27 protein-coding genes are annotated in these 26,935 nt (G+C 68.8%); 14 read left to right on the forward strand and 13 right to left on the reverse strand.

Features of this window, described 5'->3' with window-relative positions; all coding sequences use genetic code 11:
* Window positions 1–87: 87 nt before the first annotated feature.
* Window positions 88–879, reverse strand: a complete 792-nt coding sequence (locus tag E5S69_RS31145; RefSeq protein ID WP_171518167.1) for a TorF family putative porin — start codon at window positions 877–879, stop codon at window positions 88–90.
* 271 nt (window positions 880–1,150) lie between these two features.
* On the opposite strand from E5S69_RS31145, the gene E5S69_RS31150 reads away from it, so the two are divergent.
* The gene (locus E5S69_RS31150) at window positions 1,151–2,020 is read left to right on the forward strand and encodes a DUF72 domain-containing protein (RefSeq protein ID WP_171518190.1); all 870 of its coding nucleotides are present in this window, start codon (window positions 1,151–1,153) and stop codon (window positions 2,018–2,020) included.
* Between the two features lie 31 nt (window positions 2,021–2,051).
* Here E5S69_RS31150 and E5S69_RS31155 read toward each other — a convergent pair whose 3' ends face one another.
* From E5S69_RS31155 to E5S69_RS31180, 6 genes are read right to left on the reverse strand one after another with little or no spacing between them, the layout of a single operon-like run.
* Window positions 2,052–2,396 carry a Na+/H+ antiporter subunit G gene (locus E5S69_RS31155; RefSeq protein ID WP_171518168.1) on the reverse strand — a complete coding sequence of 115 codons (345 nt, stop codon included), beginning with the start codon at window positions 2,394–2,396 and terminating at the stop codon, window positions 2,052–2,054.
* A gap of 12 nt (window positions 2,397–2,408) precedes the next feature.
* Window positions 2,409–2,681 (reverse strand): K+/H+ antiporter subunit F, encoded by a 273-nt coding sequence (locus E5S69_RS31160; RefSeq protein WP_171518169.1) that lies wholly within the window; start codon window positions 2,679–2,681, stop codon window positions 2,409–2,411.
* Window positions 2,666–3,169, reverse strand: coding sequence for a Na+/H+ antiporter subunit E (locus tag E5S69_RS31165; protein WP_171518170.1), 504 nt, complete (start codon window positions 3,167–3,169; stop codon window positions 2,666–2,668). The genes E5S69_RS31160 and E5S69_RS31165 overlap by 16 nt, the downstream gene beginning before the upstream one ends.
* Window positions 3,170–3,172: 3 nt before the next feature.
* A complete protein-coding gene (locus E5S69_RS31170; protein WP_171518171.1) occupies window positions 3,173–4,714 on the reverse strand; it encodes a monovalent cation/H+ antiporter subunit D in 1,542 nt (513 codons plus the stop codon).
* Window positions 4,711–5,088, reverse strand: a complete 378-nt coding sequence (locus E5S69_RS31175) for a Na+/H+ antiporter subunit C (protein ID WP_171518172.1) — start codon at window positions 5,086–5,088, stop codon at window positions 4,711–4,713. Before E5S69_RS31175 ends, E5S69_RS31170 begins: the two co-directional genes overlap by 4 nt.
* Entirely contained in the window at window positions 5,088–7,892 is a 2,805-nt protein-coding gene (locus E5S69_RS31180; protein ID WP_171518191.1) for a monovalent cation/H+ antiporter subunit A, read from the reverse strand. The genes E5S69_RS31175 and E5S69_RS31180 overlap by 1 nt, the downstream gene beginning before the upstream one ends.
* Window positions 7,893–8,308: 416 nt before the next feature.
* Here E5S69_RS31180 and E5S69_RS31185 point away from each other — a divergent pair, with 416 nt between their 5' ends.
* Window positions 8,309–9,106, forward strand: coding sequence for a crotonase/enoyl-CoA hydratase family protein (locus E5S69_RS31185; protein ID WP_171518173.1), 798 nt, complete (start codon window positions 8,309–8,311; stop codon window positions 9,104–9,106).
* A 27-nt stretch (window positions 9,107–9,133) separates the two neighbouring features.
* On the opposite strand, the gene E5S69_RS31190 is transcribed toward E5S69_RS31185, so the two are convergent.
* The gene (locus E5S69_RS31190; protein ID WP_171518174.1) at window positions 9,134–9,949 is read right to left on the reverse strand and encodes an IclR family transcriptional regulator; all 816 of its coding nucleotides are present in this window, start codon (window positions 9,947–9,949) and stop codon (window positions 9,134–9,136) included.
* Window positions 9,950–10,166: 217 nt separating this feature from the next.
* Here E5S69_RS31190 and E5S69_RS31195 point away from each other — a divergent pair, with 217 nt between their 5' ends.
* The 7 genes from E5S69_RS31195 to purT all read left to right on the forward strand — a co-directional run bounded on the left by E5S69_RS31195 (window position 10,167) and on the right by purT (window position 17,429).
* On the forward strand, window positions 10,167–11,345 hold the full coding sequence (locus E5S69_RS31195) for a thiolase family protein (RefSeq protein ID WP_171518175.1): 1,179 nt from the start codon (window positions 10,167–10,169) through the stop codon (window positions 11,343–11,345).
* A gap of 44 nt (window positions 11,346–11,389) precedes the next feature.
* Window positions 11,390–12,154: an SDR family NAD(P)-dependent oxidoreductase gene (locus E5S69_RS31200; RefSeq protein ID WP_171518176.1), complete on the forward strand. Its 765-nt coding sequence runs from the start codon at window positions 11,390–11,392 to the stop codon at window positions 12,152–12,154.
* Between the two features lie 24 nt (window positions 12,155–12,178).
* Window positions 12,179–12,943, forward strand: a complete 765-nt coding sequence (locus E5S69_RS31205) for a crotonase/enoyl-CoA hydratase family protein (RefSeq protein ID WP_171518177.1) — start codon at window positions 12,179–12,181, stop codon at window positions 12,941–12,943.
* Window positions 12,944–13,034: 91 nt separating this feature from the next.
* Complete coding sequence (locus tag E5S69_RS31210; RefSeq protein ID WP_171518178.1) at window positions 13,035–14,036, forward strand: Bug family tripartite tricarboxylate transporter substrate binding protein; 1,002 nt, start codon at window positions 13,035–13,037, stop codon at window positions 14,034–14,036.
* 201 nt (window positions 14,037–14,237) lie between these two features.
* Window positions 14,238–15,482: an MFS transporter gene (locus E5S69_RS31215; RefSeq protein WP_171518179.1), complete on the forward strand. Its 1,245-nt coding sequence runs from the start codon at window positions 14,238–14,240 to the stop codon at window positions 15,480–15,482.
* 190 nt (window positions 15,483–15,672) lie between these two features.
* Window positions 15,673–16,152, forward strand: a complete 480-nt coding sequence (locus E5S69_RS31220) for a hypothetical protein (protein WP_171518180.1) — start codon at window positions 15,673–15,675, stop codon at window positions 16,150–16,152.
* Between the two features lie 71 nt (window positions 16,153–16,223).
* Window positions 16,224–17,429 (forward strand): formate-dependent phosphoribosylglycinamide formyltransferase, encoded by a 1,206-nt coding sequence (purT, locus tag E5S69_RS31225; RefSeq protein WP_171518181.1) that lies wholly within the window; start codon window positions 16,224–16,226, stop codon window positions 17,427–17,429.
* Window positions 17,430–17,437: 8 nt separating this feature from the next.
* Here the strand turns inward: purT and E5S69_RS31230 are convergent, their stop codons facing one another.
* The 3 genes from E5S69_RS31230 to E5S69_RS31240 form a co-directional block, all read right to left on the reverse strand.
* Entirely contained in the window at window positions 17,438–18,766 is a 1,329-nt protein-coding gene (locus tag E5S69_RS31230; RefSeq protein WP_171518182.1) for a mechanosensitive ion channel family protein, read from the reverse strand.
* Between the two features lie 89 nt (window positions 18,767–18,855).
* Window positions 18,856–19,089 carry a hypothetical protein gene (locus E5S69_RS31235; RefSeq protein WP_171518183.1) on the reverse strand — a complete coding sequence of 78 codons (234 nt, stop codon included), beginning with the start codon at window positions 19,087–19,089 and terminating at the stop codon, window positions 18,856–18,858.
* A 58-nt stretch (window positions 19,090–19,147) separates the two neighbouring features.
* The gene (locus tag E5S69_RS31240; protein ID WP_115680273.1) at window positions 19,148–19,465 is read right to left on the reverse strand and encodes a DMT family transporter; all 318 of its coding nucleotides are present in this window, start codon (window positions 19,463–19,465) and stop codon (window positions 19,148–19,150) included.
* 116 nt (window positions 19,466–19,581) lie between these two features.
* On the opposite strand from E5S69_RS31240, the gene E5S69_RS31245 reads away from it, so the two are divergent.
* Window positions 19,582–20,490 (forward strand): LysR family transcriptional regulator, encoded by a 909-nt coding sequence (locus E5S69_RS31245; RefSeq protein ID WP_171518184.1) that lies wholly within the window; start codon window positions 19,582–19,584, stop codon window positions 20,488–20,490.
* 30 nt (window positions 20,491–20,520) lie between these two features.
* Here E5S69_RS31245 and E5S69_RS31250 read toward each other — a convergent pair whose 3' ends face one another.
* Window positions 20,521–21,741, reverse strand: coding sequence for an HD-GYP domain-containing protein (locus E5S69_RS31250; RefSeq protein ID WP_171518185.1), 1,221 nt, complete (start codon window positions 21,739–21,741; stop codon window positions 20,521–20,523).
* A 226-nt stretch (window positions 21,742–21,967) separates the two neighbouring features.
* On the opposite strand from E5S69_RS31250, the gene E5S69_RS31255 reads away from it, so the two are divergent.
* Together E5S69_RS31255 and E5S69_RS31260 are read left to right on the forward strand one after the other, a co-directional pair.
* Window positions 21,968–22,261, forward strand: a complete 294-nt coding sequence (locus E5S69_RS31255; protein ID WP_092318219.1) for a putative quinol monooxygenase — start codon at window positions 21,968–21,970, stop codon at window positions 22,259–22,261.
* 133 nt (window positions 22,262–22,394) lie between these two features.
* Complete coding sequence (locus tag E5S69_RS31260) at window positions 22,395–23,396, forward strand: cysteine synthase A (RefSeq protein WP_171518186.1); 1,002 nt, start codon at window positions 22,395–22,397, stop codon at window positions 23,394–23,396.
* A gap of 35 nt (window positions 23,397–23,431) precedes the next feature.
* On the opposite strand, the gene prpR is transcribed toward E5S69_RS31260, so the two are convergent.
* The gene (prpR, locus tag E5S69_RS31265; protein ID WP_171518187.1) at window positions 23,432–25,393 is read right to left on the reverse strand and encodes a propionate catabolism operon regulatory protein PrpR; all 1,962 of its coding nucleotides are present in this window, start codon (window positions 25,391–25,393) and stop codon (window positions 23,432–23,434) included.
* 280 nt (window positions 25,394–25,673) lie between these two features.
* Between prpR and prpB the strand changes: the two genes are divergently transcribed.
* Both prpB and E5S69_RS31275 read left to right on the forward strand, forming a co-directional pair.
* Window positions 25,674–26,582 (forward strand): methylisocitrate lyase, encoded by a 909-nt coding sequence (gene prpB, locus E5S69_RS31270; RefSeq protein ID WP_171518188.1) that lies wholly within the window; start codon window positions 25,674–25,676, stop codon window positions 26,580–26,582.
* A gap of 98 nt (window positions 26,583–26,680) precedes the next feature.
* Window positions 26,681–26,935 (forward strand): citrate/2-methylcitrate synthase (locus E5S69_RS31275; protein ID WP_272871754.1); only part of this gene is annotated, 255 nt, incomplete at its 3' end.

The following is a 26,935-nucleotide window of genomic DNA, read 5'->3' on the forward strand; positions in this document are numbered from 1 at the left end:
GTCCTCCCCTGTGCGGCCCGGCGGTAAAGTCGCCGGGGTTGCCTGACTGGGTGTAGGACACATCGCAGGCAATGTAAACCGCGCCCGCTAGAACGTCTTGCTCAGCGATCCCCAGACCGTGGCGCGGCCAAGGTAGCGCCCTTGGGCGCTGGTGTACACGGCCCGGTCGGCATTGGTATCGATATACGCCAGCGCCAGCGTGAAGCCGTTGCCGAGGTCCTTGGTCAGCCCAAGCTTCCAATCGGCGTAGGAGGCATCGGCCGCCTGCACTTTCTGGTAGCCCGCGTGGGCGTTGAGTGTCAGGCCCCAGAACCCGAGCGGCACGTTGGCCGACAGATCCGCATACCAGCTGTGGCGGCTCTCGGCCAACCCGAACAGGTTGGTCGGCGCATAGGAATACTTTAGCGTCACCGGGCCGTAGCCGACGCCGACGTAGAGCTCGGTGGTGTCGGGGCTGGTGTAGCGGTCCGGATAGCTGCCCGGATAGTAGTACTGCAGCACGCCCACGTCGGTGCTCCAGCCGCTGTCGCCAAATGCATGGCGGTAGCCGCCGTAGAAATCCATCTCGATGGGCGCCGAAACGTCCGGGTGGCTGTCGCCCAGCCAGCTGATGCTGGCGTTCCAGTTGCCGAGGTAAAAGCCGCTGGCATGGCTGTAGTCGAAGCCGCCCTGGATCGCGGGGCGCCCGCTGCTTTGCGTCAGGCCTCGGTAGCGGTAGTCGCTGGCCAGCGCAAGGTTGGCGCTGAGCGTGTGGGCAGCGGCGGCGTCCGCCGTATCGGAGGCTTGCGCCAGGACGGGCGTGGCATTGGCCAGCCACAGGGCAGCGGCCAGCGCGGCTGGTGCGGCGTGGTGGCCGGTGGAGTTGCGAAGCAAGGTCATGGTCGAAGGTGGCGGATTGAAGGCGCGTCCGCATCAGGACGCCCCGCCACGATAGGGACTTCGACATAAAAACGGCGTCAAGAGACGCCGTGACCGTATTGAAATGCGGTAAACGCCTTATGCCGGCGCAGCCGCCTGCTGCAGTGGCGCTGCGCCAAGGCGCGGATCTTGCGGGGCTGGCCTGGATGGCTCTCCCATGAGGGGCGCCAGGGATGTCGCGCGGGCAAGTATGGCGCCGTCGATTGCAAAAAGTACAGACCAGGGCATGGCGATGATCCGGATCGGCATTTCAGGCTGGCGCTATGCCGGCTGGCGCGGCGTGTTCTATCCCGACGGGCTGGCGCAGCGGCGCGAGCTGGAATTCGCGTCGCGCGCGGTTGAGACCATCGAGATCAATGGCTCGCACTACGCGCTGCAGACGCCGAAAAGCTATCGCGCCTGGCATCAGGCCACGCCGCCGGGCTTTGTGTTCAGCGTCAAGGGCCCACGCTACCTGACCCACATGCTGCGTTTTCGCGACGACTCGGCACGGCCGGCGATGGCCAACTTCTTTGCTTCCGGCGTGCTGGCACTGGAAGAAAAGCTGGGGCCTGTGCTGTGGCAGTTTCCGCCCAACTTTGGCTTCGATCCCGAGCGCATGGACCGCTTCCTGTCGCTGATTCCGCACGACACGCACAGTGCCCGCGAACTGGCGCGGCACCACAATCGGAACGTCAGTGACCCGTGGTACGAGACGAGTCGCCGGCGCCCGATCCGACATGCGGTGGAAATCCGCCACGCCAGCTTCTGCACGCCGGAATTTCCGGCCTTGCTGCGCCGCCACCGGGTGGCGCTGGTGATCTCCGACGCCGTCGCCGACTGGCCCTATGCCGAGGACGTGACCAGCAATTTCCTGTACCTGCGCCTGCATGGCACCGAGACCCTGTATGGCGGCGCCTATTCCGATGCGGCGCTGGACCGCTGGGCCGCGCGGCTGGTCAAGTGGGCCAACGGCCAGGAGCCGGCCGATGCGCAGCGGATCTCGCCGAAACGGCCGAGGGCGGCCGCGCATCGGGACGTCTACTGCTATTTCGACAACGACAAGAAGGTCAAGGCGCCGTTCGATGCGCAGCGGCTGCGCGCCCGGATCGAGGAAAAATAGACGAGCGGTGGCGATGCCGCGGGGGCTGTGCTCAATCGCGGATGCGCGGCATCCAGCCGCTGCCGCGCGTGCGCGGGTCTACCGGCAGCTGCCGCTGCAGCGCGGCCTTGGCCAGCATGTGGGCGCTGATCGGTGCGGTCAGGAACAGGAACGCGGTCACCAGCAGCTCATGCAGGCTGGCTTCCCCGCGGAAGCTGAAATACGCCACCGAAGCCAGCACCACGCCGCCCACGCCGAGCGTGGTCGACTTGGTCGGCCCATGCAGGCGCATGAAGAAATCCGGCAACCGGAACAGCCCGATGGCCCCGACCAGCATGAACACGCTGCCCACCAGCAGCAGCGCGCAGACGATGAATTCGGCAACAGGATGCAGCATGGCCCGGGCCTCCTAGTATTCGATGATATCGCCGCGCTGCAGGTACTTCGACAGCGCCACGGTGGCAACGAAGCCCATCACCGCGAGCAGCAGCGCGGCCTCGAAGAACAGCGCCGAATCCAGGCTGATGCCCAGCACCACGATCAGCGCGATGGCGTTGATGTTGAGCGTATCGAGCGCAACGATGCGATCGGGCAGGCTGGGCCCGCGCAGCAGCCGCGCGAGCGTCAGCACAAAGGCCAGGCCCAGGATCGCCAGGCAGACCGGAATCACGATGGCAAGCATTGGAAGATCTCCTTGAGCGGGGTTTCATAGCGCGACTTGATCAGCGCGACCAGCGCGGCCTCTTCTTCCAGGTCCAGCACATGGACCAGCAAGGCGCGGCGGTCGTCGCTCAGTTCGGCGCAGAGCGTGCCCGGGCTGAGCGAGACGATGCTGATCAGCGCGGTGGTGGCGAGTTCATGCTCGACGTCGAGCGGGACCACGATAAACCCCGGGCGCAGCCGCGCGGTGCGTCCCAGCACCATCACGGCCACTTCCAGGTTGGCCTTGACGATATCGATCAGCACATGGCAGCTCAGGCGCAGGATCAGGTCCGGGCGCGACAGGCGGAAGGCACCCAGCACCAGCCAGCGGTCGGCCAGCCGGCCGATGGCCCAGCCCAGCACCGCGCCCAGCAGCCAGTGGCCCGGCGCGACGCTCTGGACCAGCATCAGCCACATCAGCATCAGGATCAGGCTGAGCCAGGGATGGGGCAGCAGGCGACGCCACATGCTCTACCCCCGCTCGCCGGGCAGCACCGCCCGCAGGTAGGCGGCGCGGTCCAGTAGTTGCGCGGCGGCATCCGCCACGTAGTCGCTGACCGGGCGCGCGCCCACGGTCAGCGCCAGGTTGCCCGCCAGCAGCAGCATGCAGCAGGCCAGCTTGCGCGCGTCGGGCCGCACCCGCAGGCGCGCCGCGCCGGGATGGTCTTCATCCAGATATTCCGCGCCTTCGGCCACGCGCTGCGCTTCATGCGGCAGGCGCCACAGCAGCCGCGTACCGGTGCGGGAGACGGCGATCAGCAGCAGCAGACTGGACCCTAGGACCGCGGGCCACAGCACCGGCATCCATGGCGCCGGCGTGGCACGCAGGATCATGAGCTTGCCCAGGAAGCCCGACAGCGGCGGCAAGCCCACCGCCGCGACCACGCCCACCAGGTACAGCAGCCCCGCCAGCCGCGAGGCGCTGACCGGGGCACCGTCGGTGCGCGCGGCTTCCGGCTCGAGCGCATCGGCCAGCAGGAACAGCGCCGCCGTGCACAGCGTGGTGCTGAGCAGGTAGTACAGCGCCGCGGCCCAGCCGGCCTGGGTTTGCATCGACACGCACGCCGCCAGCAGGCCAACCGACGCCACCACCAGGTAGCTGGTCATGGTGCGCAGCGCCGTGGCGGCCAGCGCGCCCAGCGCGCCGACCGCCAGCGTGGCCAGCGCCAGCACGAACACCCAGTCATGCAGGAACGGCGCCAGCAGCCCTTGCGCGCCCCCGAAGATCAGCGCATCGCAACGCAGCATCGCGTAGATGCCGACCTTGGTCATGATGGCGAACAGCGCGGCCACCGGCCCGGCCGCGCTGCCATAGGCCCGCGGCAGCCAGAAGTACAGCGGGAACAGCGCCGCCTTGAGCGCGAACACCAGCATCAGCATCGCGCCGGCGGCCACCGCCAGCGGCAGGTCCTGGGCCGGCAACCCGGCCAGCCGCAGGCCCAGGTGCGCCATGTTGAGCGTGCCCGACAGGCCGTACAGCACGCCGATCGCCACCAGGAAGAACGACGACGCCACCAGGTTCAGGATCACGTAGTGCAGCCCGGCGCCGATGCGCGCGCGGCCCGCCCCATGGACCAGCAGCGCGTACGAAGCGATCAGCAGGATCTCGAAAAAGACGAAGAGGTTGAACAGGTCGCCCGCCAGGAACGCGCCGTTCAGGCCCATCAGCTGGAACTGGAACAGCGCGTGGAAGTGCCGCCCCTGCCGGGCCGTGCCGTCGCCCGCCGCGGCCAGCGCGGCGACCGCAAGGACCGCGGTCAGCGCCAGCATCATCGCGCCGGTGCGGTCCAGCTGCAGCACGATGCCGAACGGCGCGCTCCAGTTGCCCATGGCGTAGACCGCGATGTCGCCGCCGGCCGCATGGCGCAGCAGCAGCACGGCCACCGGCACCAGCAGCAGCGTCGCCACCGCGCTGGCCAGGCGCTGCGCGTGCAGCCGCTGCGCCGGCATCGCGGTCAGCAGCGCACCGGCAAACATGGGAACCAGAATGGGCAGCAGCATGGCATGGTTCATGGCCGCGGCTCCGTGCCGCTGCCGTCGGCAGCGTGGTCCTCGCGCGCCTGCGGCTGGCCGGCGGCGTCGACATGGTCGCTGCCGGTGAGGCCCAGCGAGCGCAGCGCCAGCACCACCGCGAACGCGGTCATGCCGAAGGCGATGACGATGGCGGTCAGCACCAGCGCCTGCGGCAGCGGATCGGCATAGCTGGCCCCCGGCGCGATCACCGGCGGGCGGCCGATCGACAAGCGCCCCATGCCCAGCAGGAACAGGCTGACCGCATACGACAGCAGGGTCAGCCCCAGCACCACCGTGAACACGCGCTCGCGCAGCAGCAGGTAGATGCCGGCGGCGGTCAGGATGCCGATGGTGATGGCGTAGAGCGCGGCCATCAGTCCTCCTCGGCGGCCTGCGCCGGCGGCAGGTTGCGCACGCCGAGGTGAGACACGATCACCAGCGTGGTTCCGGTCACGGTGCAGAACACTCCCAGGTCAAAGATCATGGCCGTGGCCAGTTCCACCTCGCCGATGCCAGGCAGGTGGAAGTGCCCGAAGGCGGTGGTCAGGAACGGATAGCCGAAGGCCAGGCTGCCCAGTCCGGTCAGCCCCGCGACCAGGATGCCGGCGCCGGCGATGGCGCGGTAATCCGGGGCGATGCGCGCCTCGGTCCAGCGCACGCCATTGGCAACGTACTGCAGCAGCAGCGCCACCGAGGTAATCAGCGCCGCGATAAAGCCCCCGCCGGGCTGGTTGTGCCCGCGCAGCAGGATGAAGGCCGCCACCAGCAGCGTCAGCGGCAGCATCAGCCGCGCCAGCATGGCGAGCAGCAGCGGGTGCGCCTGGCTGGTCCACGGCAGGCCGTCCGGCGCCGCCGACGGGGTCGGCAGGCGCATGCCCTTGAGCAGTGCCTGCACCGCCAGGCCGGCAACCAGCAGCACGCAGATCTCGCCCAGCGTATCGAAGCCGCGGAAGTCCACCAGCAGGACATTGACCACGTTGTGCCCGCCGCCGCCCGGCACCGATTGTTCGACGTAGAACGCGGACACCGGGTCGTATGGCCGCGTCATCACCGCGTAGGCCGCCACCGCCAGCAGCGTGCCGCCGCCCAGCGCCAGCACGGCATCGCGCATGCGCCGGCCGGCGCCGGGGCGGTCATGCGCTGCGCGCGGCAGGTAGAACAGCGCCAGCACCAGCAGCAGGATGGTCACCACCTCGACCGAAATCTGGGTCAGCGCCAGGTCAGGCGCCGAAAAGCGCAGGAACGCCAGCGACACCATCAGCCCGCAGCCGCTCAGCAGCACCAGCGCCAGCAGCCGCTGCCGGTGCGCCGCCACCACGGCGATGGCGCACAGCGCCAGCAGTGCCAGCGTGGCGGCAGCGACCGGATCGATGGCGCCGGCGGGCACGCTGCCCGCCAGCGTGCCCAGGTCGGCCAGGAACCAGCCCGGCACGGCCAGCATCGCCAGCAGCATCCAGGCGATATAGGTCGGCAGCGAACCGTCTTCGAGCCAGCGCGTGACCGCGCCGGCAAAGCGTTCCAGCGCGCGCATGCCATGCTCGAACGAGCGCCGCGCGCTCAGGTGCTCGATCGCCTGCTGCCAGCGCCGCAGCGCATCGCGGCGCAGGAAGAACAGGGCCGCGCCGCCCGCCATCGAAACCAGGCTCATCACCAGCGGCAGGTTGACCCCGTGCCACAGGTGCAGGCTGTATTCCGGCAGCGGCGCGCGCAGCGTCGCCAGCGACGCGGCCGCGAGCAGGTCTCCAACGGTGTAGGCCGGCACCAGCCCGACCACCAGGCAGATCACCACCAGGAACTCCACCGGCACTTTCATGAAGCGCGGTGGCTCGTGCGGCGGGTAGTTGGGCAAGTCGGGCTGGCCCGTGCCGAAGAACACGCCGTAGATGAAGCGCAGCGAATAGGCCATGGTCAGCGCGCCGGCCATGGTGGCCGCGGCGGGGATGACCCAGTTAAACTCGCCCAGCAGACCTTGCGCGAGGGTCTCGCCGAAAAACATTTCCTTGCTGAGGAAGCCGTTGAACAGCGGCACGCCCGCCATCGACAGCGATGCCACGATGGCCAGCACCGCGGTGTGCGGCATATAGCGGGCGAGCCCGCGCAGGCGGTAAAGGTCGCGCGTGCCGGTTTCGTGGTCGATGATGCCGGCGGCCATGAACAGCGACGCCTTGAACACCGCGTGGTTGATGATGTGGAAGATCGCGGCCACCGTGCTGAGCTGGGTGTCGAGCCCGAACAGCAGCGTGATCAGGCCCAGGTGGCTGATGGTGGAATAGGCCAGCAGGCCTTTCAGGTCGCGCTGCAGCAGCGCCAGGCCGGCGCCGACGATCAGCGTGGCAAGCCCCGTCATGCTGACCAGGTAGAACCAGCTGTTGGTGCCATCCAGCACCGGGTAGAGCCGCGCCAGCAGGAACACGCCGGCCTTGACCATGGTGGCCGAGTGCAGGTAGGCCGAGACCGGCGTGGGCGCGGCCATGGCGTGCGGCAGCCAGAAGCTGAACGGGAACTGCGCCGACTTGGTGAACACCGCCAGCAGCACCAGCACCAGCATCGGCAGGTACAGCGGATGGTGCTGGACCTTGCCGGCCTGCGCCAGCACCACGGACAGCTCGAAGCTGCCGCAGATATGGCCCAGCAGCAGCACCCCCGCCAGCAGTGCCAGCCCGCCGCCGCCGGTCACCGCCAAGGCCATGCGCGCGCCCTGGCGCGCATCGGTGCGCCAGGACCAGAAGCCGATCAGCAGGAACGACAGGATACTGGTCAGCTCCCAGAACACCACCAGCAACAGCAGGTTGCCGGCGAGCACCACGCCGAGCATGGCTGCCATGAACAGCAGCAGCAGGCAGAAGAAGCGCACCGCCGATTCATTGCGCGCCAGGTAATAGCGCGCATACAGGATCACCAGCAGCCCCACGCCCAGCACCAGCAGCGCGAACAGGAAGGCCAGGCCGTCAAGGCGCAGCGACAGGTCCAGCCCGAGCGCGGGCAGCCACGCCACGCGCCAGCCCTGCGCGTGCCCCGGCTGCGCGAAGACCTCGCCGCGCAGGCTCAGCAGCAGCATCAGCGCGGCCAGCGGCAGGCCCATGATGACCGGTGCCACCAGCCGCGGGGCACGCACGCCGATCAACCACGTCAGCGCCGCGGCCAGCAGGGGCAGCGCAATCAGCAGCGGCAGCGCCATGCGCGCGGCCTCAGCCATTGCCCGGGGTCGCGGCCGGCGTGCGCGCGCCGGTGACGTGCCGGGCGGCAGGTCGGGCAATGGACTGGCATCGGATAGTCGGGGCGGTGGTCATGGTCTGGATTCTCTCGGCAGGCGATCCCGGCCGCTACTGTCCGGATTCTGCCGTCATTGCGCAAGCCGTGCCAGCCAATCGCCGCAATTTGCAAAAATATCATCGACTCGCGCAAGAAACTGAAAGGCGCATCGTCGGCCGTGCCGGGGGGCAGTGGCAACGACCCGCAGAGCGGGGACCGAGCCGCGCCAGCGATATCCGGTAAATATCGCTGGCGAATAAATGAATATTAGACGCCGGGGCGTCCCTGGCTTAGCCTTGGCCCCAAGACAGGCTATCCCACCCCGCATCCGGAGCCCTCACCATGACCCAGTTCCTTCTCTACCAACAGCAGGACCACATCGTCACGCTGACGATGAACGAGCCCGAGCGGCGCAATCCGCTGACCGGCAACACCGCGGTGGCGGAATTCCTGGCCGCGATCGAGCGCATCCATGGCGACCGCAGCGTGCGCGCGGTGGTCATTACCGGCGCCGGCACGGCGTTCTCGTCGGGCGGCAATATCAAGGACATGGAGCGGCAGGCTTCGGGCACGGTGCCGGGCATGGAGATCCGCCAGGACTACCGCTGCGGCATCCAGCGGCTGCCGCTGGCCCTGTTCAACCTGGAAGTGCCGGTGATCGCCGCGGTCAACGGCGCGGCCATGGGCGCGGGACTGGACCTGGCCTGCATGTGCGACATCCGCATTGCCTCGGAACGCGCGCAGTTCGCCGAGTCCTTCGTCAAGCTGGGCATCATTCCGGGCGACGGCGGCGCGTGGCTGCTGCCGCGCGTGATCGGCCTGTCGCGGGCGGCCGAAATGACTTTCACCGGCCAGCCGATCGACGCGAAGCTGGCGCTGGAATGGAACCTGGTGTCGCGCGTGGTCGCACCGGACGCGCTGCTGCCCACCGCTTATGAACTGGCTGGCCGCATTGCCGCCAACCCGCCGCACGCGGTGCGGCTGGCCAAGCGCCTGATGCGCGAGGCGATGCATACCCGGCTCGATACGCTGCTGGAACTGTCGGCCGGCTTCCAGGCGCTGTCGCACCAGACCGCCGACCACCGCGAAGCGGTGCAGGCCTTCCTGGACAAGCGCACGCCGGTGTTTACCGGAAACTGAAGCGGCAGCTGAAACCTCGCAAGCGCCCTAGCCTGCCACGCCCAGCGCGCCTTCGACATTGCGCACCAGGCTGACCAGGCGCGGGCCGATATCCTGCTCCAGCTGCTTGCTCTGCTGGCTGAACACCGGCACCGACGCGGCGAAGATCCAGGCCTCGCCGTCGCGGCGCGCGCGCATCGGCACGGCCACCGATTCCACCTCACGGTGCAGGTCGCGATGGCCGCGGCAGAAGCCGTGCTCCTGCAGGTCGCGAGCGGCATCGGCCAGGCGCGCCTGCAGCCAGTCGGCGCGCTGCGGATCGGTGGCGCGCAGCTGGGCGAGATACGGCTCACGCTCGGCCTCGTCCAGCCGCAGCAGATACGCGCGGCCCGAGCCGGTGCGCGTGGCCGACACGCGCGTGCCGACCTCCGGCCGGAACACAGGGCTGCCCACGCCCTGCGCGATCTCGACATAAGTCAGCGCATGGCCGCTGCCGACGATCAGCTCGACCTGCCCGGCGATATGGTCGGCCAGTTCCTGCATGGCGGGCCGCGCCAGCTGGCGGATCGTCATGCGGGCCAGCGCCGGCGCGGCCAGGTTGATCAGCCCCACGCCTGGCACATAGCGCGACAGCCGCTCCGAGTAATGCAGCAAGCCCAGCCCGCACAGCGTATCGAGCAGCCGGAACAGGGTGGGCTTGGCCAGGCCGGTGCGCTCCATCAGTTCCCGGCTGCTGAGTTCCTGCACCGTCGGCGAGAAGCAGTTGAGGATCGAAACGCCCCGCGCCAGCGCGCTGACAAGGCGCGCCTCGCCGTCGGCAGCGGCGGATGGCGGGGCCACTGAGGCATGTGGAGCATTAGTCATCTGCGGACCTGAATCTGTAGTTTTTTGATACACGCGTCTCAAAACCCGGATGTTGCCCTTCGCCTTTTCCAAAGTCAAATCCGGTTTTTTGAATTTACAGAAGGATATTCCGACGCCAGAATCCCAATTCATCGTATCGGACGAGCACTTTTCGGTACGGGCGTCTCAATATCGCCACCACGACTCGCAACGCTCAGCTTTCTCAGGAGACTCCCCCATGCAACAAGCCGTCATCGTCGACGCCATCCGCAGCCCGATGGGCCGCTCCAAGCCGGGCTCGGCCTTCACCGAACTCCATGCCACCGAACTGCTGGCGCAGGTGCTCAAGGGCCTGGTCGAACGCAACCGGCTGGACCCGGGCCTGGTCGACGACGTCATCACCGGCTGCGTGACGCAAGCGGGCGAACAATCCGCCGGTCCGGGCCGCGTGGCCTGGCTCGCGGCCGGTTTCCCCGAGCACGTGCCGGCCACCACCATCGACCGCAAGTGCGGCTCCAGCCAGCAGGCGGTGCATTTTGCCGCGCAGGGCATCATGGCCGGCGCCTATGACATCGTCATCGCCTGCGGCATCGAGTCGATGAGCCGGGTGCCGATGGGCTCGGCGCGCATCGGCCAGAATCCGTATGGCCCGTCGATGGAAGCGCGCTACGCACCGGGACTGGTATCGCAAGGCGTTGCGGCCGAGCTGGTGGCGGCGAAGTACGAGCTGTCGCGCGAGCAGATGGACACCTATTCGGCCCGCTCGCACGCGCTGGCCGCGGCCGCGCGCGAAAGCGGCGCGTTCCGCCGCGAAATCCTCGGCATCAGCACGCCCAACGGCGTGGTCGAGCACGACGAGACCATCCGCGCGGGCACTTCGGTGGAAAAGCTGGGCACGCTGCAGGCGTCGTTCCGCAACGACGAGCTCAGCGCGCGCTTTCCGCAGATCGGCTGGAACGTGACCGCGGGTAACGCCTCGCAGATCAGCGACGGCGCCGCCGCGATGCTGCTGATGAGCGAAGCGATGGCGCAGCGCCTGGGTTTGCAGCCGCGCGCGCGCTTTGTCGCGTTCGACGTCTGCGGCGACGATCCGATCGCGATGCTGACCGCCCCCATCCCCGCCAGCCAGCGCGCGCTCAAGAAGAGCGGCCTGACGCTGGACCAGATCGACCATTATGAAATCAATGAAGCCTTTGCCTGCGTGCCGCTGGCCTGGCAGCGCGCGCTCGGCGCCGACCCGGCGCGGCTGAACCCGCGCGGCGGCGCGATTGCGCTGGGCCATCCGCTGGGCGCCTCGGGCGTGCGGTTGATGACCACCATGCTGCATGCCCTGGAAGACAGCGGCCAGCGCTATGGCCTGCAGTCCATGTGCGAAGCCGGCGGCATGGCCAACGCCACCATCATCGAGCGCCTGTAAGCGGCGCGCGGCCCCATCCCGATCCCCAATCAAGGAGACACACCATGAAACTGACCAATATGTCCGCCGTCGTGACCGGCGGCGCTTCCGGCCTGGGCCTGGCCTGCGTGCGGCGCCTGGTGGAACGCGGCGTCGACGTGGTCATCGCCGACCTGTCGGAAGAGCGCGGCAACGCCGTGGTCGACGAGTTCGGCGGCAAGGTCCGCTTCGTCAAGGCCGACGTGACCGACACCGACCAGATGAACGCGGTCTACGACGCCGCCGAGGCCGTGGCCCCGCTGCGCGCGCTGATCCATTGCGCCGGCCTGGGCGGCCCGGTGCGCGTGGTCGAGAAAGACGGCTCGCCGGGTTCGCTGGAAAAGTACGAGTCGATCGTGCGCATCAACCTGATCGGCACCTTCAACGCGCTGCGCCTGGGCGCCGCGCGCATGGCGAAGAACGAGCTGGTCGACGGCGAACGCGGCGCCTGCGTGCTGACCGCGTCGGTGGCCGCCTACGAAGGCCAGATCGGCCAGATTCCCTATGCCTCGGCCAAGGCCGGCATCGTCGGCATGACGCTGGTGGCTGCGCGCGACCTGGCGCAGCGCGCGATCCGCGTGTGCACCATCGCCCCCGGGCTGTTCGACACACCGCTGCTGGCCAAGCTGCCCGAGAACGTGCGGGCCTCCCTGGGCGCCATGGTGCCGCACCCGGCCCGCCTGGGTGCGCCGGACGAATACGCCTCGACCGCGCTGCACATCCTCGAGAACCCCATGCTCAACGGCGAAACCATCCGCCTCGATGGCGCCATCCGCATGGCGCCGCGCTGAACCGGCCGACAACTGGAGACACCCATGAGCAATACGCTGCTGAAGGAAATCCGCGGCAACGTGATGGTGCTGACCATCAACCGTCCCGAGGCCCGCAATGCGATGGATTTCGAGACCGCCACGGCAATTGCCGCCGCGCTGGATGAACTCGATGCGCGCGATGACCTGAGCCTGGCGGTGCTGACCGGCGCCGGCGGCACCTTCTGCTCCGGCATGGACCTGAAGGGCTTCCTTGCCGGCAAGCGCCCGAGCATTCCCGGCCGCGGCTTTGGCGGCGTGACCGAGCGCCCGCCGCGCAAGGTGCTGATTGCCGCGGTCGAGGGCTATGCACTGGCTGGCGGCTTCGAGCTGGTGCTGGCGTGCGACCTGGTGGTGGCCTCGCGCGCGGCAAAGTTCGGCCTGCCCGAGGTCAAGCGTGGCCTGGCCGCCGCCGCCGGCGGTTTGATCCGGTTGCCGCGCCGCGTGCCGTACCACGTGGCGATGGAATACGCGCTGACCGGCGACATGCTGCCGGCCGAGCGTGCCTATGACCTCGGCCTGGTCAACCGCCTGACCGATGCTGGCGGCGCGCTCGACGCGGCGCTGCAACTGGCCGCTGCGGTCGGCGCCAACGGGCCGCTGGCGATTGCCGCCAGCAAGCAGGTGGTGGCGCAATCCGGCGACTGGACCCGCGAGGAAATGTTCACGCGGCAGAAGCCGCTGATCGACCCGGTCTTTACTTCCGCCGACGCGCGCGAAGGCGCGGCCGCCTTCGCCGAGAAGCGCAAGCCGGTGTGGACGGGCAAGTGAACGCTCCCGCCCTGACCTGAGAACGGCCGGCCGCAAGCCGGCCGTTCTTGCATTGCCAAGCAGCACACAGACCACAACATGGAGGAGACCCATGACACCCAAGCTGCCCTCATCGCGGCCCAAGGCCAGCGCAGCCCTGCTGCTGGCCGCTGCCGCGGCGCTGGCCTGCGCCGCCCCTGCAGCGGCTCATGCCGCGGCCTGGCCCGAGCGGCCCATCACCATCATCGTGCCCGGCGCGCCCGGCGGCACCACCGATATCCCGACGCGGCTGGTGGCGCAGAAGCTGTCGGCCATCCTGGGCCAGCCGGTGGTGGTCGACAACAAGCCCGGCAGCGGCGGCATCATCGGCACGCAGGCCTTCATGCGCGCGGCGCCGGACGGCTACACGCTGCTGGTCGGCAATACCGGCTCGCATGCGATCAACTACAGCGCCTACAAACAGCTGTCCTACCAGCCGCAGGATTTCCTGCCGCTGACCGACCTGATCTCGTTCGCCAATGTGCTGGTGGTCGGCACGCAAACGCCGGTGCGCAGCGTGGCCGACCTCGTGGCGCAGCTTAAGCAGTCACCGGGCAAGTATTCCTATGCCTCGGCCGGCATCGGCCAGACCACGCACCTGACCGCGGAACTGTTCCGGCTGCGCACCGGCACCGAGGTGATTCACGTGCCGTACAAGGGCTCGACGCCGGCCACCACTTCCGTGCTGGCGGGCGAGACCACCTTCATGTTCGACAACCTGACCCAGGCGCTGCCGCAGATCCGCGCCGGCAAGCTGCGCGCGCTGGCGGTGACCAGCGCCGAGCGCCTGCCCGCGCTGCCCGACGTGCCCACCATGGCGCAGGCCGGCGTGAAAGACTTCGTGGTGATGGGATGGCTGGGCTTCTTCGCTCCGGCCAGGACCCCGCCCGCCGTGGCCGCGGCGCTGCAAGAGGCGCTGGGCAAGGCCATGCGCGATCCCGAGGTGGTGGCCCGCTTCCGCGACATGGGCGGCGCCCCCGGCGGCGAGCCGCAGCCGAAGTTCGCCGCGCTGGTCCGCGGCGAGATCCAGCGCTGGGGTGAGACCATCCGCGCGTCAAAGGTCAGCCTGGACTGACCGGCGCCGCTGGCCGGGCCGGCTTCGCCAAAACGGAAGGCGGCCCGGCCCAAAGCCAAATTGACAGGGCCCGGCGCCACGGCATACCCTCGCCTTACCCTGCGGTATATTCAGTGCCCGCTTACATTCCAGTACATTGCAGACATGGAAGGCGCCCGGGGTTCACAACGATAACGATAATCCCAGCGACCGAGACCCAGCGTGCCCCTCTCCCCCGCTCCTTCCCGCTACGCCGGCCTGCGCCCGGCCTTGCCGATCCTGCTCGGCGCGTCCGTGATGCTCAGCCTGGCCATGGGCCTGCGCCAGAGCCTCGGCATCTTCATGCCGCCGCTGACGCGCGACCTCGGCATCTCGGTGTCGGATTTCACCGTTGCCATTGCCGTGCAGAACCTGGCGTGGGGCTTGCTGCAGCCGCTGGCCGGCGCCTGGGCCACGCGCATCGGCTTCCGGCCGCTGATGATGGCGGGCTCGCTGCTGTATGTCATCGGGCTGGTGCTGCTGGCCACCGCGCACAGCCTGGTCGGCGTCACGCTGGGCGCGGGCGTGGCCATCGGCGCGTCGATGGCCTGCACCGGCAGCGCGCTGGCGATGGCGGTGGCGGCCCGGCCGGTGCCGGCGGCGCTGCGCAGCACGGTGCTGGGGCTGGTGTCCGGCGCGGGCTCGCTGGGCGCGCTGCTGGCGGCGCCGATCGGGCAGATGGTGACGCAAGCCTATGGCTGGCGCATCGGCCTGGCGGCCTTCGTGCTGCTGGCGCTGGTGATGCTGCCCGCGGCGTGGTCGGCCGGGCGCGTCGACCGGCTGCCGCTGGCCACGCCGGCGGGCATCGGCCAGGACAACGCGCGCCAGGCGCTGGGCACCGCGCTGCGCCACGCGCCCTTTGTGGTGATGGCGCTGGCTTATTTTGTCTGCGGCATGCAGCTGGTCTTCCTGACCACGCACCTGCCGTCGTATCTGGACGTCTGCGGCATGGACCCGATGCTCAGCGCCGAGGCGCTGGGCGTGATCGGCGGCTTCAACGTGCTGGGCAGCATCTTCTTCGGCTGGGCCGGCGGCCGCTTCAACAAGCTGATGCTGCTGGGCGGCATCTATACGCTGCGCTCGCTGGCGCTGACCTGGTATTTTTCGTCGGCACCGACGCCGCAGAGCACGCTGGTGTTCGCCGCCGTGATGGGCTTCCTGTGGTTGGGCGTGGCGCCGCTGGTGTCGGGCTGGATCGCCGAAACCTTCGGCCTGCGCTGGCAGGCGATGCTGGGCGGCGTGGCCTTCTTCAGCCACCAGATCGGCAGCTTTGTCGGCGCCTTCGGCGGTGGGCTGGTCTATGACGCGCTGGGGTCCTATACCGTGGCCTGGCAGGTCGGCGTGGCGCTGGGGCTGGCGGCGGGACTGGCGCAGATCGCTTTCGCGGTGGCCACCCGTCCGCGACCGCCGCTGATGGCGACATCCTGAATACGCACCCGGTCCTGCTGCGGCGCCTGGCCGCCACACGGCGGCGGTAAGAATCGACGCGCATTGTAAATCTGGCGTCACGCGGCGGCGGCGTGGCGCGCGCCCGGCCCGCGGGCTCATGGCAGGCACGGCTGGAACAGTTCGTGCCTGTGTCCGCAGTGACGCAATGCTCTGACCCAAGGAGGCCCCCATGACCTCGACCGAACAGGAGATCCTGGTGTGCGGCCCGGAAGACGGCCGCTGGCATCTGGAAATGCGCACCGGCAACGGCGCCCCGGAGCGGCTCGACGGCGAGTTCGACTCGCCCGACATGGCGATCGCCGGCGCCCAGCAGGTATACCCATCGATTCCGGTACGCGTGACCGATATCTCCGGCGCGCCGGCACCGTCGGCCCCCGCGCATGAAGGATCACTGACCGACTACCACTACGGCGGGCACAGCGTAACCCGGGATGAGAAGCTGACCGGCCGGGCGCATCCTTCCAGCGACACCTCGCAGCCTCCGCCCGGCCCGCATCCCTACCAGCCCACCGGCCTTGGCAAGCTGCCGGAAGGCACGCCGCGCCATGGCATGTATGGCGTCGCCTCGAGCCCGGCCGAGGCCGAGGCGGCCGACCGCAAGGACGAGGCGGCGCGGCGCCACACCGGCTCGCGCGACGCCGAAGACTAGGCTACGCGGCACCGTGGCGGACGCCAGCACGTACAATTCCGGTTTTCCTTACGCCTCGCTGCGCCGCCGCCATGACCACCCTCGGAACGCCCCTCTCCCCCTCCGCCACCAAAGTGATGCTGCTCGGCTCCGGCGAGCTCGGCAAGGAGGTGCTGATCGCGTTGCAGCGCCTGGGCGTGGAGACCATCGCGGTGGACCGCTATGACAACGCGCCCGGCCAGCAGGTTGCGCATCACGCGCGCACCATCGCGATGAGCGACCCCGACCAGCTCAAGGCCCTGATCGAAGCCGAAAAGCCGCACCTGGTGGTGCCCGAGATCGAGGCCATCGCCACGCCGATGCTGGAAACGCTGGAAGCCGCCGGCACCGTGCGCGTGATTCCGACCGCCCGCGCCGCGCGCCTGACCATGGACCGCGAAGGCATCCGCCGGCTCGCCGCCGAGTCGCTCGGCCTGCCGACCAGCCCCTACAAGTTCTGCGATTCGCTCGAAGAATTGCAGGCCGCCATCGACGGCGGCATCGGCTACCCGTGCGTGGTCAAGCCAGTGATGAGCAGTTCCGGCAAGGGCCAGAGCAAGATCGACGGTCCCGAGGGCGTCAAGGCAGCGTGGGACTACGCCATGGCCGGCGGCCGTGTCAGCCACGGCCGCGTGATCGTCGAAGGCTTTATCGATTTCGACTACGAGATCACGCTGCTGACCGTGCGCGCGGTGGGTGCCAGCGGCCAGGTGGAAACGCAGTTCTGCGCGCCGATCGGCCACGTGCAGGTCAGCGGCGACTATGTCGAGAGCTGGCAGCCGCAGCCGATGCATCCGGCAGCGCTGGCCAGCGCCCAGCGCATCGCGCAGGCGGTTACGGCGGACCTCGGCGGCATGGGCCTGTTCGGCGTGGAGCTGTTCATCAAGGGCGAGCAGGTCTGGTTCAGCGAGGTCAGCCCGCGCCCGCACGACACCGGCATGGTCACCATGGCCACGCAATGGCAGAGCGAGTTCGAGCTGCATGCCCGCGCCATCCTCGCCCTGCCGGTCGACACCAGCCTGCGCAGCCCCGGCGCCAGTGCCGTGATCTACGGCGGCGTGGAGGCGCGGGGCGTGGTCTTCGATGGCATCGACCAGGCCTTGCGCGTGCCGCAGACCGAAGTGCGGCTGTTCGGCAAGCCGGAGAGCTTCGCCAGGCGGCGCATGGGCGTGGCACTGGCCTATGCCGACGACGTCGACACCGCCCGCACGCGTGCCAAGGAAGCCGCCAGCCGGGTGCGCCCGCGCGCGGTGGGCTGAGCGCCCCGCTACATCGGATGGCCGCCCGCGGCGGCGCCGTGGGCCGGGGCATGCTGCACCGCCTGGACGGCCGCCACCTGCGCCGCCGCCAGCACCGGCGAAATGCGCACGCCGGTCAGGTCAGCGCCTGACGGCGCCTGGTACAGCCGCAAGCCCAGTTCCGGCAGGATCGCCAGCAGGTGGTCGAACACATCGCCCTGGATGCGCTCGTAGTCCATCCACGCGGTCAGCGCGGTGAAGCAGTAGATTTCGACCGGGATGCCCTGCGAATCGGGCTCCATCATGCGCACGTTCAGCAGCAGGTCGTGGTGGATCTCGGGGTGCGCCTTCAGGTAGGCAATGCCATAGGCGCGGAAGGTGCCGATATTGGTCAGCCGGCGCCGGTTGACCGGGTCGTTGCCCGCGGCGATCAGCAGCCGGTTCGCCTCGTCGACCTCGGCCTGCTTTTCTTCCAGGTAGTCGTGCAGCAGGCGGAAGCGCATCAGCGCATGGACCTCGCGGTCTTCCAGGAAGCGCACGCTGCCCGCATCCAGCCGCAAGGTGCGCTTGATGCGGCGCGCGCCGGACTCGAACATCTGGCGGTAGTTGCGATAGCTCTCCGAGAACAGCTTGTAGGTCGGCACCGTGGTCACGGTGTTGTCCCAGTTCTGCACCTTGACCGTATGCAGGGCGATGTCCTTGACGTAGCCGTCAGCGTTGCACTGGGGCATCTCGATCCAGTCGCCGATGCGCAGCATGTCGTTGGAAGTCAGCTGCGTGCTGGCCACCAGCGACAGCAGCGTGTCCTTGAACACCAGCAGCAACACCGCCGACAGCGCCCCCAGGCCGGACAGCATCCACAGCGGCGAGCGGTTGATCAAAATCGACAGCACCAGCACCGCGCACACCAGCCCCAGCCCCAGCCGCCCGACCTGGATATAGCCCTTGATCGAGCGCGTCTGCGCCTGGCGGCTGCTGGCGTAGACGTCCTGCCACGCGCTCAGCACACCGCCCAGCATCAGGAAGAAACAGATCCACAGGCTGGCATGGGCCAGGCGCTCGATCGCCAGCGCATAGCGGCCCATGCGCGGCACTTCGCCGATGCCGATGGTAATCACCGCGAAGCCCACGGCATAGCCAAAGCGCCGGTAGGCGCGATGCCGCGTCAGCGCCTTGCTCCATTGCCCCTTGCCCCATACCGTCAGCAGGCGATGGGCCAGGCGTGAGGTCACATGGCCGCACAGCCATTGCGCCAGCACCGCGATCAGCACCAGCGCCAGCAGGTACAAGGCAATCTGGGCAGACGGATGGGCCGGAACACGTTGCTCGAACAGGTCCAGCAGGGCATCGAAACTCATAAGGGGCCAATTTGCGCCAGTCACGTGGCCAGACAGTGTACCCAACGCGCCCGGCATGCGGCGAAAACGCGCCGCGGCATCCGCGTCGGCTAAGCCGGCCCCGCGACGCGCCGCGGCGGCACGCTTGCGGGTTGCGCCGCCGGGTCGCGGTCCCCCGCCGCGGCGCTTGCCTGCTGCGCTTCCACCTCGCGCAGGCGGGCGCGCAGGGCACGCGTGAGATTGCGCCAGCAATCGCTGCCGAGTACCAGCCGGCGCGGCGGCGCGGCGCTGCCGGCCGCGGCAATGATCGCTGGCGCGATCCGTGCTTGCGTAGCTGCTGGCACCAAAAAGAAAATTCACCCATAGGGGTGACCAGCGCCATTGCAGAAACCAGCGCCCGTCTCAGGCAGGTAGCAGTTTCAGCCCGCCAATCCCGACGAAAATCAGCCCGATCAGCACCAGCCGCAGCGGCGACGCGCTCTCACCCAGGAACAGGATGCCAATCAAGGTCACCCCGATCGCGCCGATCCCGGTCCAGATCGCATAGGCCGTGCCCACCGGCAAGTGCCGCAACGCCGCGCTGAGCAGGTAGATGCTGGCCAGCGCGGCGCCGATGCCCAGCGCCGTCGGGCCAACGCGGGTCCAGCCATCAGTATGTTTAAGCGCCAGCGCCATCACGATCTCGATCAGTCCGGCCAGCACCAGCAGCGTCCACGCCATTGCCATGTTGTTCTCCTCGTCCGCCGCCGGGCACCCGTTGCCGGCCAGCCTCCGCCACTGTAGGCTGTGCGGATTGGCACGAAAACTGGCGAATTCTGCAAAGGGGCTATGCAAACATGCAGGAAGCAGACTGGGACGACCTGAAATACTTCCTTGCCGTGGGCCAGTCCGGCTCGCTGGCTGGTGCCGCGCGTGCCCTGCACGTCAATCACTCCACGGTGCTGCGCCGGCTGGCGCGGCTGGAAGACACCCTGGGCACCCTGCTGTTCGAGCGTCACGCCACCGGCTACGCCATGACCCCGGCCGGCGAAGCGCTGGCGCAACGGCTGGCCGGGGTGGGCGAACAGATCGATGCGGCGCAGCGGCAGCTGTCCGGCCTCGACAGCCAACTGAGCGGCCCGTTGCGCGTGACCACCACCGACACGCTGCTGGGCGGGCTGCTGATGCCGCTGTTCGCCGAGTTCCGCGCGCTGCATCCGCGCATCCAGCTGCAGCTCGTCGTCAACAACAGCTTCCTCAGCCTGAGCCGGCGCGAGGCCGACGTGGCGATCCGGCCGGCGAACGCGCCGCCGGAGTACCTGGTGGGCCGTCGTATTGGCCGGCTGCAAACGGCGCCATACGCGGCGCGAAACTACCTGCGGCAACTGGGCCTGCCGACCGACGCGGACCACCCCACGCTGGCCGACTGGCCGGCCTATGACTGGGTCGTGCCGGACGAAGCCCTGTCGCACCTGGCCCAGTCGCGCTGGATCCGCGAGCATGTGCCGGAGCCGCGCCGCGTGGTCAGCGCCGACAGCCTGGTGGCGATGGCGGATGCGGTCCGGCATGGCATGGGCGCCGGCATGCTGTTGTGCCTGCTGGCCGGGGACGATCCGGCGCTGGTGCGGCTTGCGCCGGCCGATACGGCCTTGGATACCGACCTATGGGTGCTGACCCACCCGGACCTGCGCCACAGCGCGCGCGTGCGGGTGCTGGCGGATTTCCTGCACGGCCGGCTGAGGCAGGGGCAATGGCTGGCGGGATGACACTACGCCCGCGCCGCGCCCGGTGCGTGCTCAGGCTGCCGGGGCATACAGCTCCAGCAACTGCTCCTCCGTGTAGCCCCAATCCGCCGCGTTCTCGAACGCCACCACCGTTTCATCGCTATGGCGCAGGTCGATCAGTGCGTTCGGCACCGGCCGGGACTGCGCCACGGAGTAGAACGCCATCACCCGGGGCCGCAGCGGGTCGGCATCGTTCTGCGCGCACACCACCGCGAGCCGGTTGGAGCGCAGGCGCAGCACGGTGCCAAGCGGATAGATGCCGACGGTGCGCGAGAAGGCCTTGAACACGCGCCGGTCAAACAGCGTGTCGACGCGCACGGCCATGTATTCCATGGCTCGGGCCGGCGACCAGGGCTGGTGTCCCGGATGGCCGCCGGTCAGCGCGTCATAGGTATCGCAAATCGCGCCGATCTTGGCGTGCACGCTCAGTTCCCGCCCGATCAGGCCAAAGGGAAAGCCGCGCCCGTCGACGCGCTCATGGTGGTGGACGCAGACATCGAGCGGGATATTGGAATAGAGCCGCGCTTCGTTGAGGAGGCGGTAGCTCGCGGAGGGATGGCGGCGGTAGGCCTCGTCCTGCTCGGGGGTGCGCTCGCCGGACCGGGATGCGGCGTCAGGAACGGTCAGCTTGCCGATATCATGCACCAGGCCGGCCAGGCCCAGCTCGCGCACCTCGTCGTCGGGCAGGCCCAGCGTGCGGCCCACCGCGATCATCAGCGCGCAGACCGCGAAGGCATGCAGGTAGTTGTCGTCGCCACGCGCCTTGAGCCGCGCCAGCGCCAGCAGCGCCTGCCCGTGGCGCGACAGCGAGCGCGAAGCCGAGTCGACCAGCAACAGCGCGCCGCTGAGCTCCAGCGCCCGCCCCATGCGCACGTCGGCAAACATCGAGCCGATCACGGCCTTGCCCGACTGGAGCAGTGCGCGCGCATGCACGATCTCGGCTTCGAGCGTGGCGGGTGACGGCGCATCAGCCGACTCACCGGCTCCGGGCGCAGGTGGGGACGGGAGGATGGCCGAAGCAGCGGCATCTCCCCCTTCCGGCGCCGGCACATTGCGGCCCTTCAGGAGATCGATCCAGACTTCGCGCACCCCCGCCGACTGGATCTGCCGTATCTGCTCCGCGCTGGCGACCAGGAACCGCGCGCGCCAGAACGGGTGATTGATCCAGGGCCCGCCCAGCCTGGCCACGAACATCCCGACCTGCAATTGCTCCGACCCGATGCGTCTCAGCATGCGCCACCCTCCCGGATGATGGTTTTATTGTTTTCGTTCCGGATATCGGTATTGACGGGCATAACTTTAGCCCCGGCCGCGGCGGCAGGAACCGTGCCGCGCACCCTTGTCAAGCGCCGCCCGAATGCCCGGACGGCGCCGTCGGGCATTGCCGGCGCCGCCATGGCCGCCGCTACAATGGCTGGCCCAGTGCTCACAGACGCCAGCCAGTCGCCCCCGTTCACCCATGTCCGGAACGTACACGCTAGTCGGCATCGCCCGTGCCAAGACCCACCGCCGCGACGCGCTGGTCTCCCAGCTCACTGCGCTGCGCTCGCGCGGGCTGACCGAGCCCGGCTGCCTGGACTACCACGTCGGGCAGGACGCCGAGGACGCGCGGGTGTTCGTGATCTACATGGTGTGGGATTCCAAGCGCGCGCTCGAATCGCACCTGAACCGGCCCTATATGCGCGATTTCCACGCCGCGCGCGCGGATTTCGTCGAAGGCGATTTCAGCTTCCGCTGGCTTAACGCCGCCTGAGCGCAAGGCGCCATCCCGGTCACTTCCCGGTGGGGTCGCGCGCCTGCCGCCGCCGGCCACGCCGCTTGTCATTCCCGCCGCACCGATCTATCACTCAAGGTGACGCCCGCCACGGGCGCGGCAGGAGTGCACCATGGAAATCAGGGATGGATTTGCCGGCACCATCGGCCACACGCCGCTGATCCGGCTGGCCGGCCTGAGCGCCGAAACCGGTTGCGACATCTACGGCAAGGCGGAATTCCTCAATCCCGGCGGCTCGGTCAAGGACCGCGCGGCGCTCTACATCATCCGCGATGCCGAGCGGCGCGGGCTGCTGAAGCCGGGCGGGACAGTCATCGAAGGCACCGCGGGCAATACCGGCATCGGCCTGGCGCACCTGTGCGCGGCGCGCGGCTACCGCTGCATCGTGGTGATTCCCGACACGCAATCGCCGGAAAAGATGGAGCGGCTGCGCATGCTCGGCGCCGAGGTGCGCGCGGTACCCGCCAAGCCCTACGCCGATCCCGACAACTACCAGAAGATTGCCGGACGGCTGGCCGACGAAACCGATAACGCGATCTGGGCCAACCAGTTCGACAACCTCGCCAACCGCCAGGCCCACTACGAGACCACCGGTCCCGAGATCTGGCTCGCCACCGGCGGCCATATCGACGCCTTCACCTGCGCCACCGGCACCGGCGGCTCGCTGGCGGGCATCGCGCGCTGCCTGAAGGAACACAAGCCGGGCGTGCGCATCGTGCTGGCCGACCCGCACGGCAGCGGCCTGTACCACTTCGTCAAGCATCGCGAAATCAAGTCGGAAGGCAGCTCGATCACCGAAGGCATCGGCTCCAGCCGCGTCACCGCCAACCTGCAGGACACGCCCATCGACGACGCCGTGCGCATCGACGACCAGACCTGCGTCGACATGGTCTACCGGCTGCTGCGCGAGGAAGGCCTGTTCGTGGGCGGGTCATCCGGCATCAACGTCGGCGCCGCGGTGGCACTGGCGCGCGAGATGGGTCCCGGCCACACCATCGTCACGCTGCTGTGCGACCGCGGCGACCTGTATCTGGCGCGGCTGTTCAATGCCGCGTGGCTGCAGGGCAAAGGGCTGGAGCCGATCCCGTTCCGCCGAGCCGGCCCGGCCGGGTAACCGAAGCGCAACTGCCGGCGCCGCGACCGAATTGGCTAGGCCCCCTTCAGCCGCCGCCACAGCGTGGTCGGGCTGATGCCGAGGATATGGCAGGCGGCGGTCCGGTCGCCGCCGCACTCCTCCAGCACGCGCCGGATATGGTCGACTTCGCTGGATTGCTTGACGCGCGCCAGCGAGCGGCGGGCCCGCGCGGCCGGCGCCGCGGGCGCGGCTGCGGGCGCGGGGGCTGGCGCCGCATCGCCGAACAGCTCCGGCGCCGCGGCCTGCAGTTCGTGCTGCAGGGCCTCGCCATCCAGCCGGCGGCCGGCCACCAGCACCGCGATGCGCTCGGTCACGTTTTCCAGTTCACGGATATTGCCAGGCCAGCGGTAGCGCGCCAGCCGCGCGCGCGCCGCCGCGGGCAGGCGCTGCGGGCGCTCCAGGCCCAGCCGCTCCTGCGCGCGGCGGTACAGCAGCTCGGCCAGCTCGGGCAGGTCTTCGGCGCGTTCGCGCAGCGGCGGCATCGCGATGCGCAGGATGTTGAGGCGGTAGTACAGGTCCTGCCGGAAGGTGCCGTCGCTCACCAATGCCGGCAGGTCGCGATGGGTGGCGGCGATCACGCGCACGTTCACCGGCACCGCGTCGAGCCCGCCGATCGGCAGCACCTGCTTTTCCTGCAGCACGCGCAGCAGGCGCGTCTGCAGCGCGGGCGGCATGTCGCCGACCTCGTCGAGAAACAGCGTGCCGTTGTGGGCCGATTCGAACAGGCCGGCCTTGCCGCCGCGGCGCGCGCCGGTGAAGGCGCCCTCTTCATAGCCGAACAGCTCGCTTTCCAGCAGCGCCTCGGGAAAGGCCGCGCAGTTGACCGCCACGAACGGGAACGCGCGGCGCGGGCTGGCATCGTGCATGCCCTGCGCCAGCACCTCCTTGCCGGTGCCGCTCTCGCCGCCGATCAGCACGGTGGAATCCACCGCGGCATAGCGCCGTGCCAGTTCGCGCAAGGCGGTCATGACCGCCGAGGTGCCGGCCAGGTCGTCGAGGCTGTAGCGCACTCCCGCCGGCCGCGCGCGGCTGCGCGAGCGCAGGTTGCGGTCCACGCGCTGGATCGCGCTGGCGTCCTGGATGGTCAGCACCGCGCCGGTGGTGCCGGCCTCGCCGAGAATCGGGATGCGGTTGACCACCACCATCTTGTCGCCCAGCTTGTGGATCGCCTCGAGTTCCTTGTCGCCGCTCTGCATCACCCCTTCCAGCGCCAGGTTGGGCGCGAGCGTCTGCAGCTTGCGCCCAACCGCGGCGGCGGCAGAGGTGCCGAGGAAGCGCTCCATCGCCGGGTTGAACGACTGGATGCGCCCCTGCGCGTCAACCGCCGCCACGCCCTCGTTCAGGTGCGCCAGGATGGTGTTGACATAGTCGCGCCGGGTGGCCTCGATACGGCGCAGGCGCGCGGCCTCGATTGCGTCTTCCAGCGCCATGCGCACCGAGTTGCCCGAGTACAGGAATACGCCGGTCAGCCCATAGCGGTCGGCCAGGTCGGTCACCAGGCCAGGGCCCACCACCACCTGGATGCCCTCCTGTTTCAGCGCCTTCACGCGCGCCACGGCGTCATCCTCGGTCAGGTAGGTGTAGGCCGGCACCGACAGCGAAAACGCGCGCACGAACTCATCCACCTCGGCGTAGGTGGCGGCATGCGTGACCAACGCCACCCGCGGCGAAATGCGCCGCGCCGTGGCCAGTGCGCTCATCACGTCGAAGCCGGTGACCTTGACCAGCACCACCGGCACATCGACGTGCTGGCGCAGGTAGGCGCCATTGGACCCGCCCGCCACCACCACATCGAGCCGGCCCTCGCGCACCTCGCGCGCCACCGCGCTGGCGGCCGCTTCGAAACCCTTGCCGACGATGCGGAATTCGGCGCGATCGGCATACGCCGGGATCAGGTCGGCAAAGGCGCGTGCGAGGCGGCTGATGCCGATCGCCCAGATGCGCGGGCGGCCTTGCGGGGAAACGGGAGGAGCCATGATGCAATGCAGAAGGAAAGCGTGATGAAACGCGCGATGAACAGGCGTACAGTGCTGGCACATTGTGAGCCACCGCGCCCCGGATTTCAACTTTGAATTCCAAATGAAGACACTTGGAATTCAATTGTGTTGAAACTTGGCATGAAATACCCGGTGGGTCCTCGCCGCCTTCCCGCCAGGCCAGTCCCTGCAAGGGATAGCGGGATTTTCAGGCGCGCCCGCGATCCTTGGCACATCCCTTGCAGTATTTGGCTTGTCCTGTTCACCCAACGCAAACGCCATGACCTATTCCGCTTCCGACCTCGCGCGCTCCGCTGGCGCCCGTTTCCGCCAGGCGCTTGCCGAAGAGCATCCGCTGCAGGTGGTCGGCACCATCAACGCCAACCACGCCCTGCTGGCCAAGCGCGCCGGCTACCGGGCCATCTACCTGTCCGGCGGCGGTGTCGCGGCCGGTTCGCTGGGCCTGCCCGACCTGGGCATCTCCAACCTGGACGACGTGCTGACCGATATCCGCCGCATTACCGACGTGTGCGACACGCCGCTGCTGGTCGACGTCGACACCGGTTTTGGCGCCTCGGCCTTCAACGTGGCTCGCACCACCAAGTCGCTGATCAAGTTCGGCGCCGCGGCCATGCATATCGAAGACCAGGTCGGCGCCAAGCGCTGCGGCCATCGTCCCAACAAGGAAATCGTCACCCAGGGTGAAATGGTCGACCGCATCAAGGCCGCCGTCGATGCCCGCACCGATGAGAACTTTGTCATCATGGCCCGCACCGACGCGCTGGCCGTGGAAGGCCTGGACAAGGCCATCGAGCGCGCAGTGGCGTGCGTGGAAGCCGGCGCCGACGCCATCTTCCCGGAAGCCATGACCGACCTGGCCATGTACCGCAAGTTTGTCGACGCGGTGAAGGTGCCGGTGCTGGCCAACATCACCGAGTTTGGCGCCACGCCACTGTTCACCACCGAAGAACTGGGCGGCGCCGGCGTGTCGATGGTGCTGTATCCGCTGTCGGCCTTCCGCGCCATGAACAAGGCCGCGGAGAACGTCTACGCGGCGATCCGCCGCGACGGCACGCAGAAGAACGTGGTCGATACCATGCAGACCCGCGCCGAACTCTACGAGAGCATCGGCTACCATGACTTCGAGCAGAAGCTTGACGCGCTCTTCGCACAAGGCAAGGGCAAGTAAGCAAGACTCAGGCGCGGCCGGGCTATGTCCCGGCCGCTTGCACGATCTCGTGCACGATACAGACAGGCTATACCAGGCATCACACAAAGGAGACCCAGATGTCCGAAGCGCAACCGCTCGTCACTCCCAAGCCCAAGAAATCCGTCGCCTTGTCGGGCGTGACCGCCGGCAACACCGCGCTGTGCACGGTCGGCCGCACCGGCAATGACCTGCACTACCGCGGCTACGACATCCTCGACATCGCCGAGACCTGCGAGTTCGAGGAAATCGCCCACTTGCTGGTGCACGGCAAGCTGCCGACCAAATCCGAGCTCGCCGCCTACAAGGCCAAGCTCAAGAGCCTGCGCGGCCTG

This window comes from Cupriavidus necator (assembly GCF_013141915.1).
In the GTDB taxonomy this organism is placed as follows: Bacteria; Pseudomonadota; Gammaproteobacteria; order Burkholderiales; family Burkholderiaceae; genus Cupriavidus; species Cupriavidus necator_B.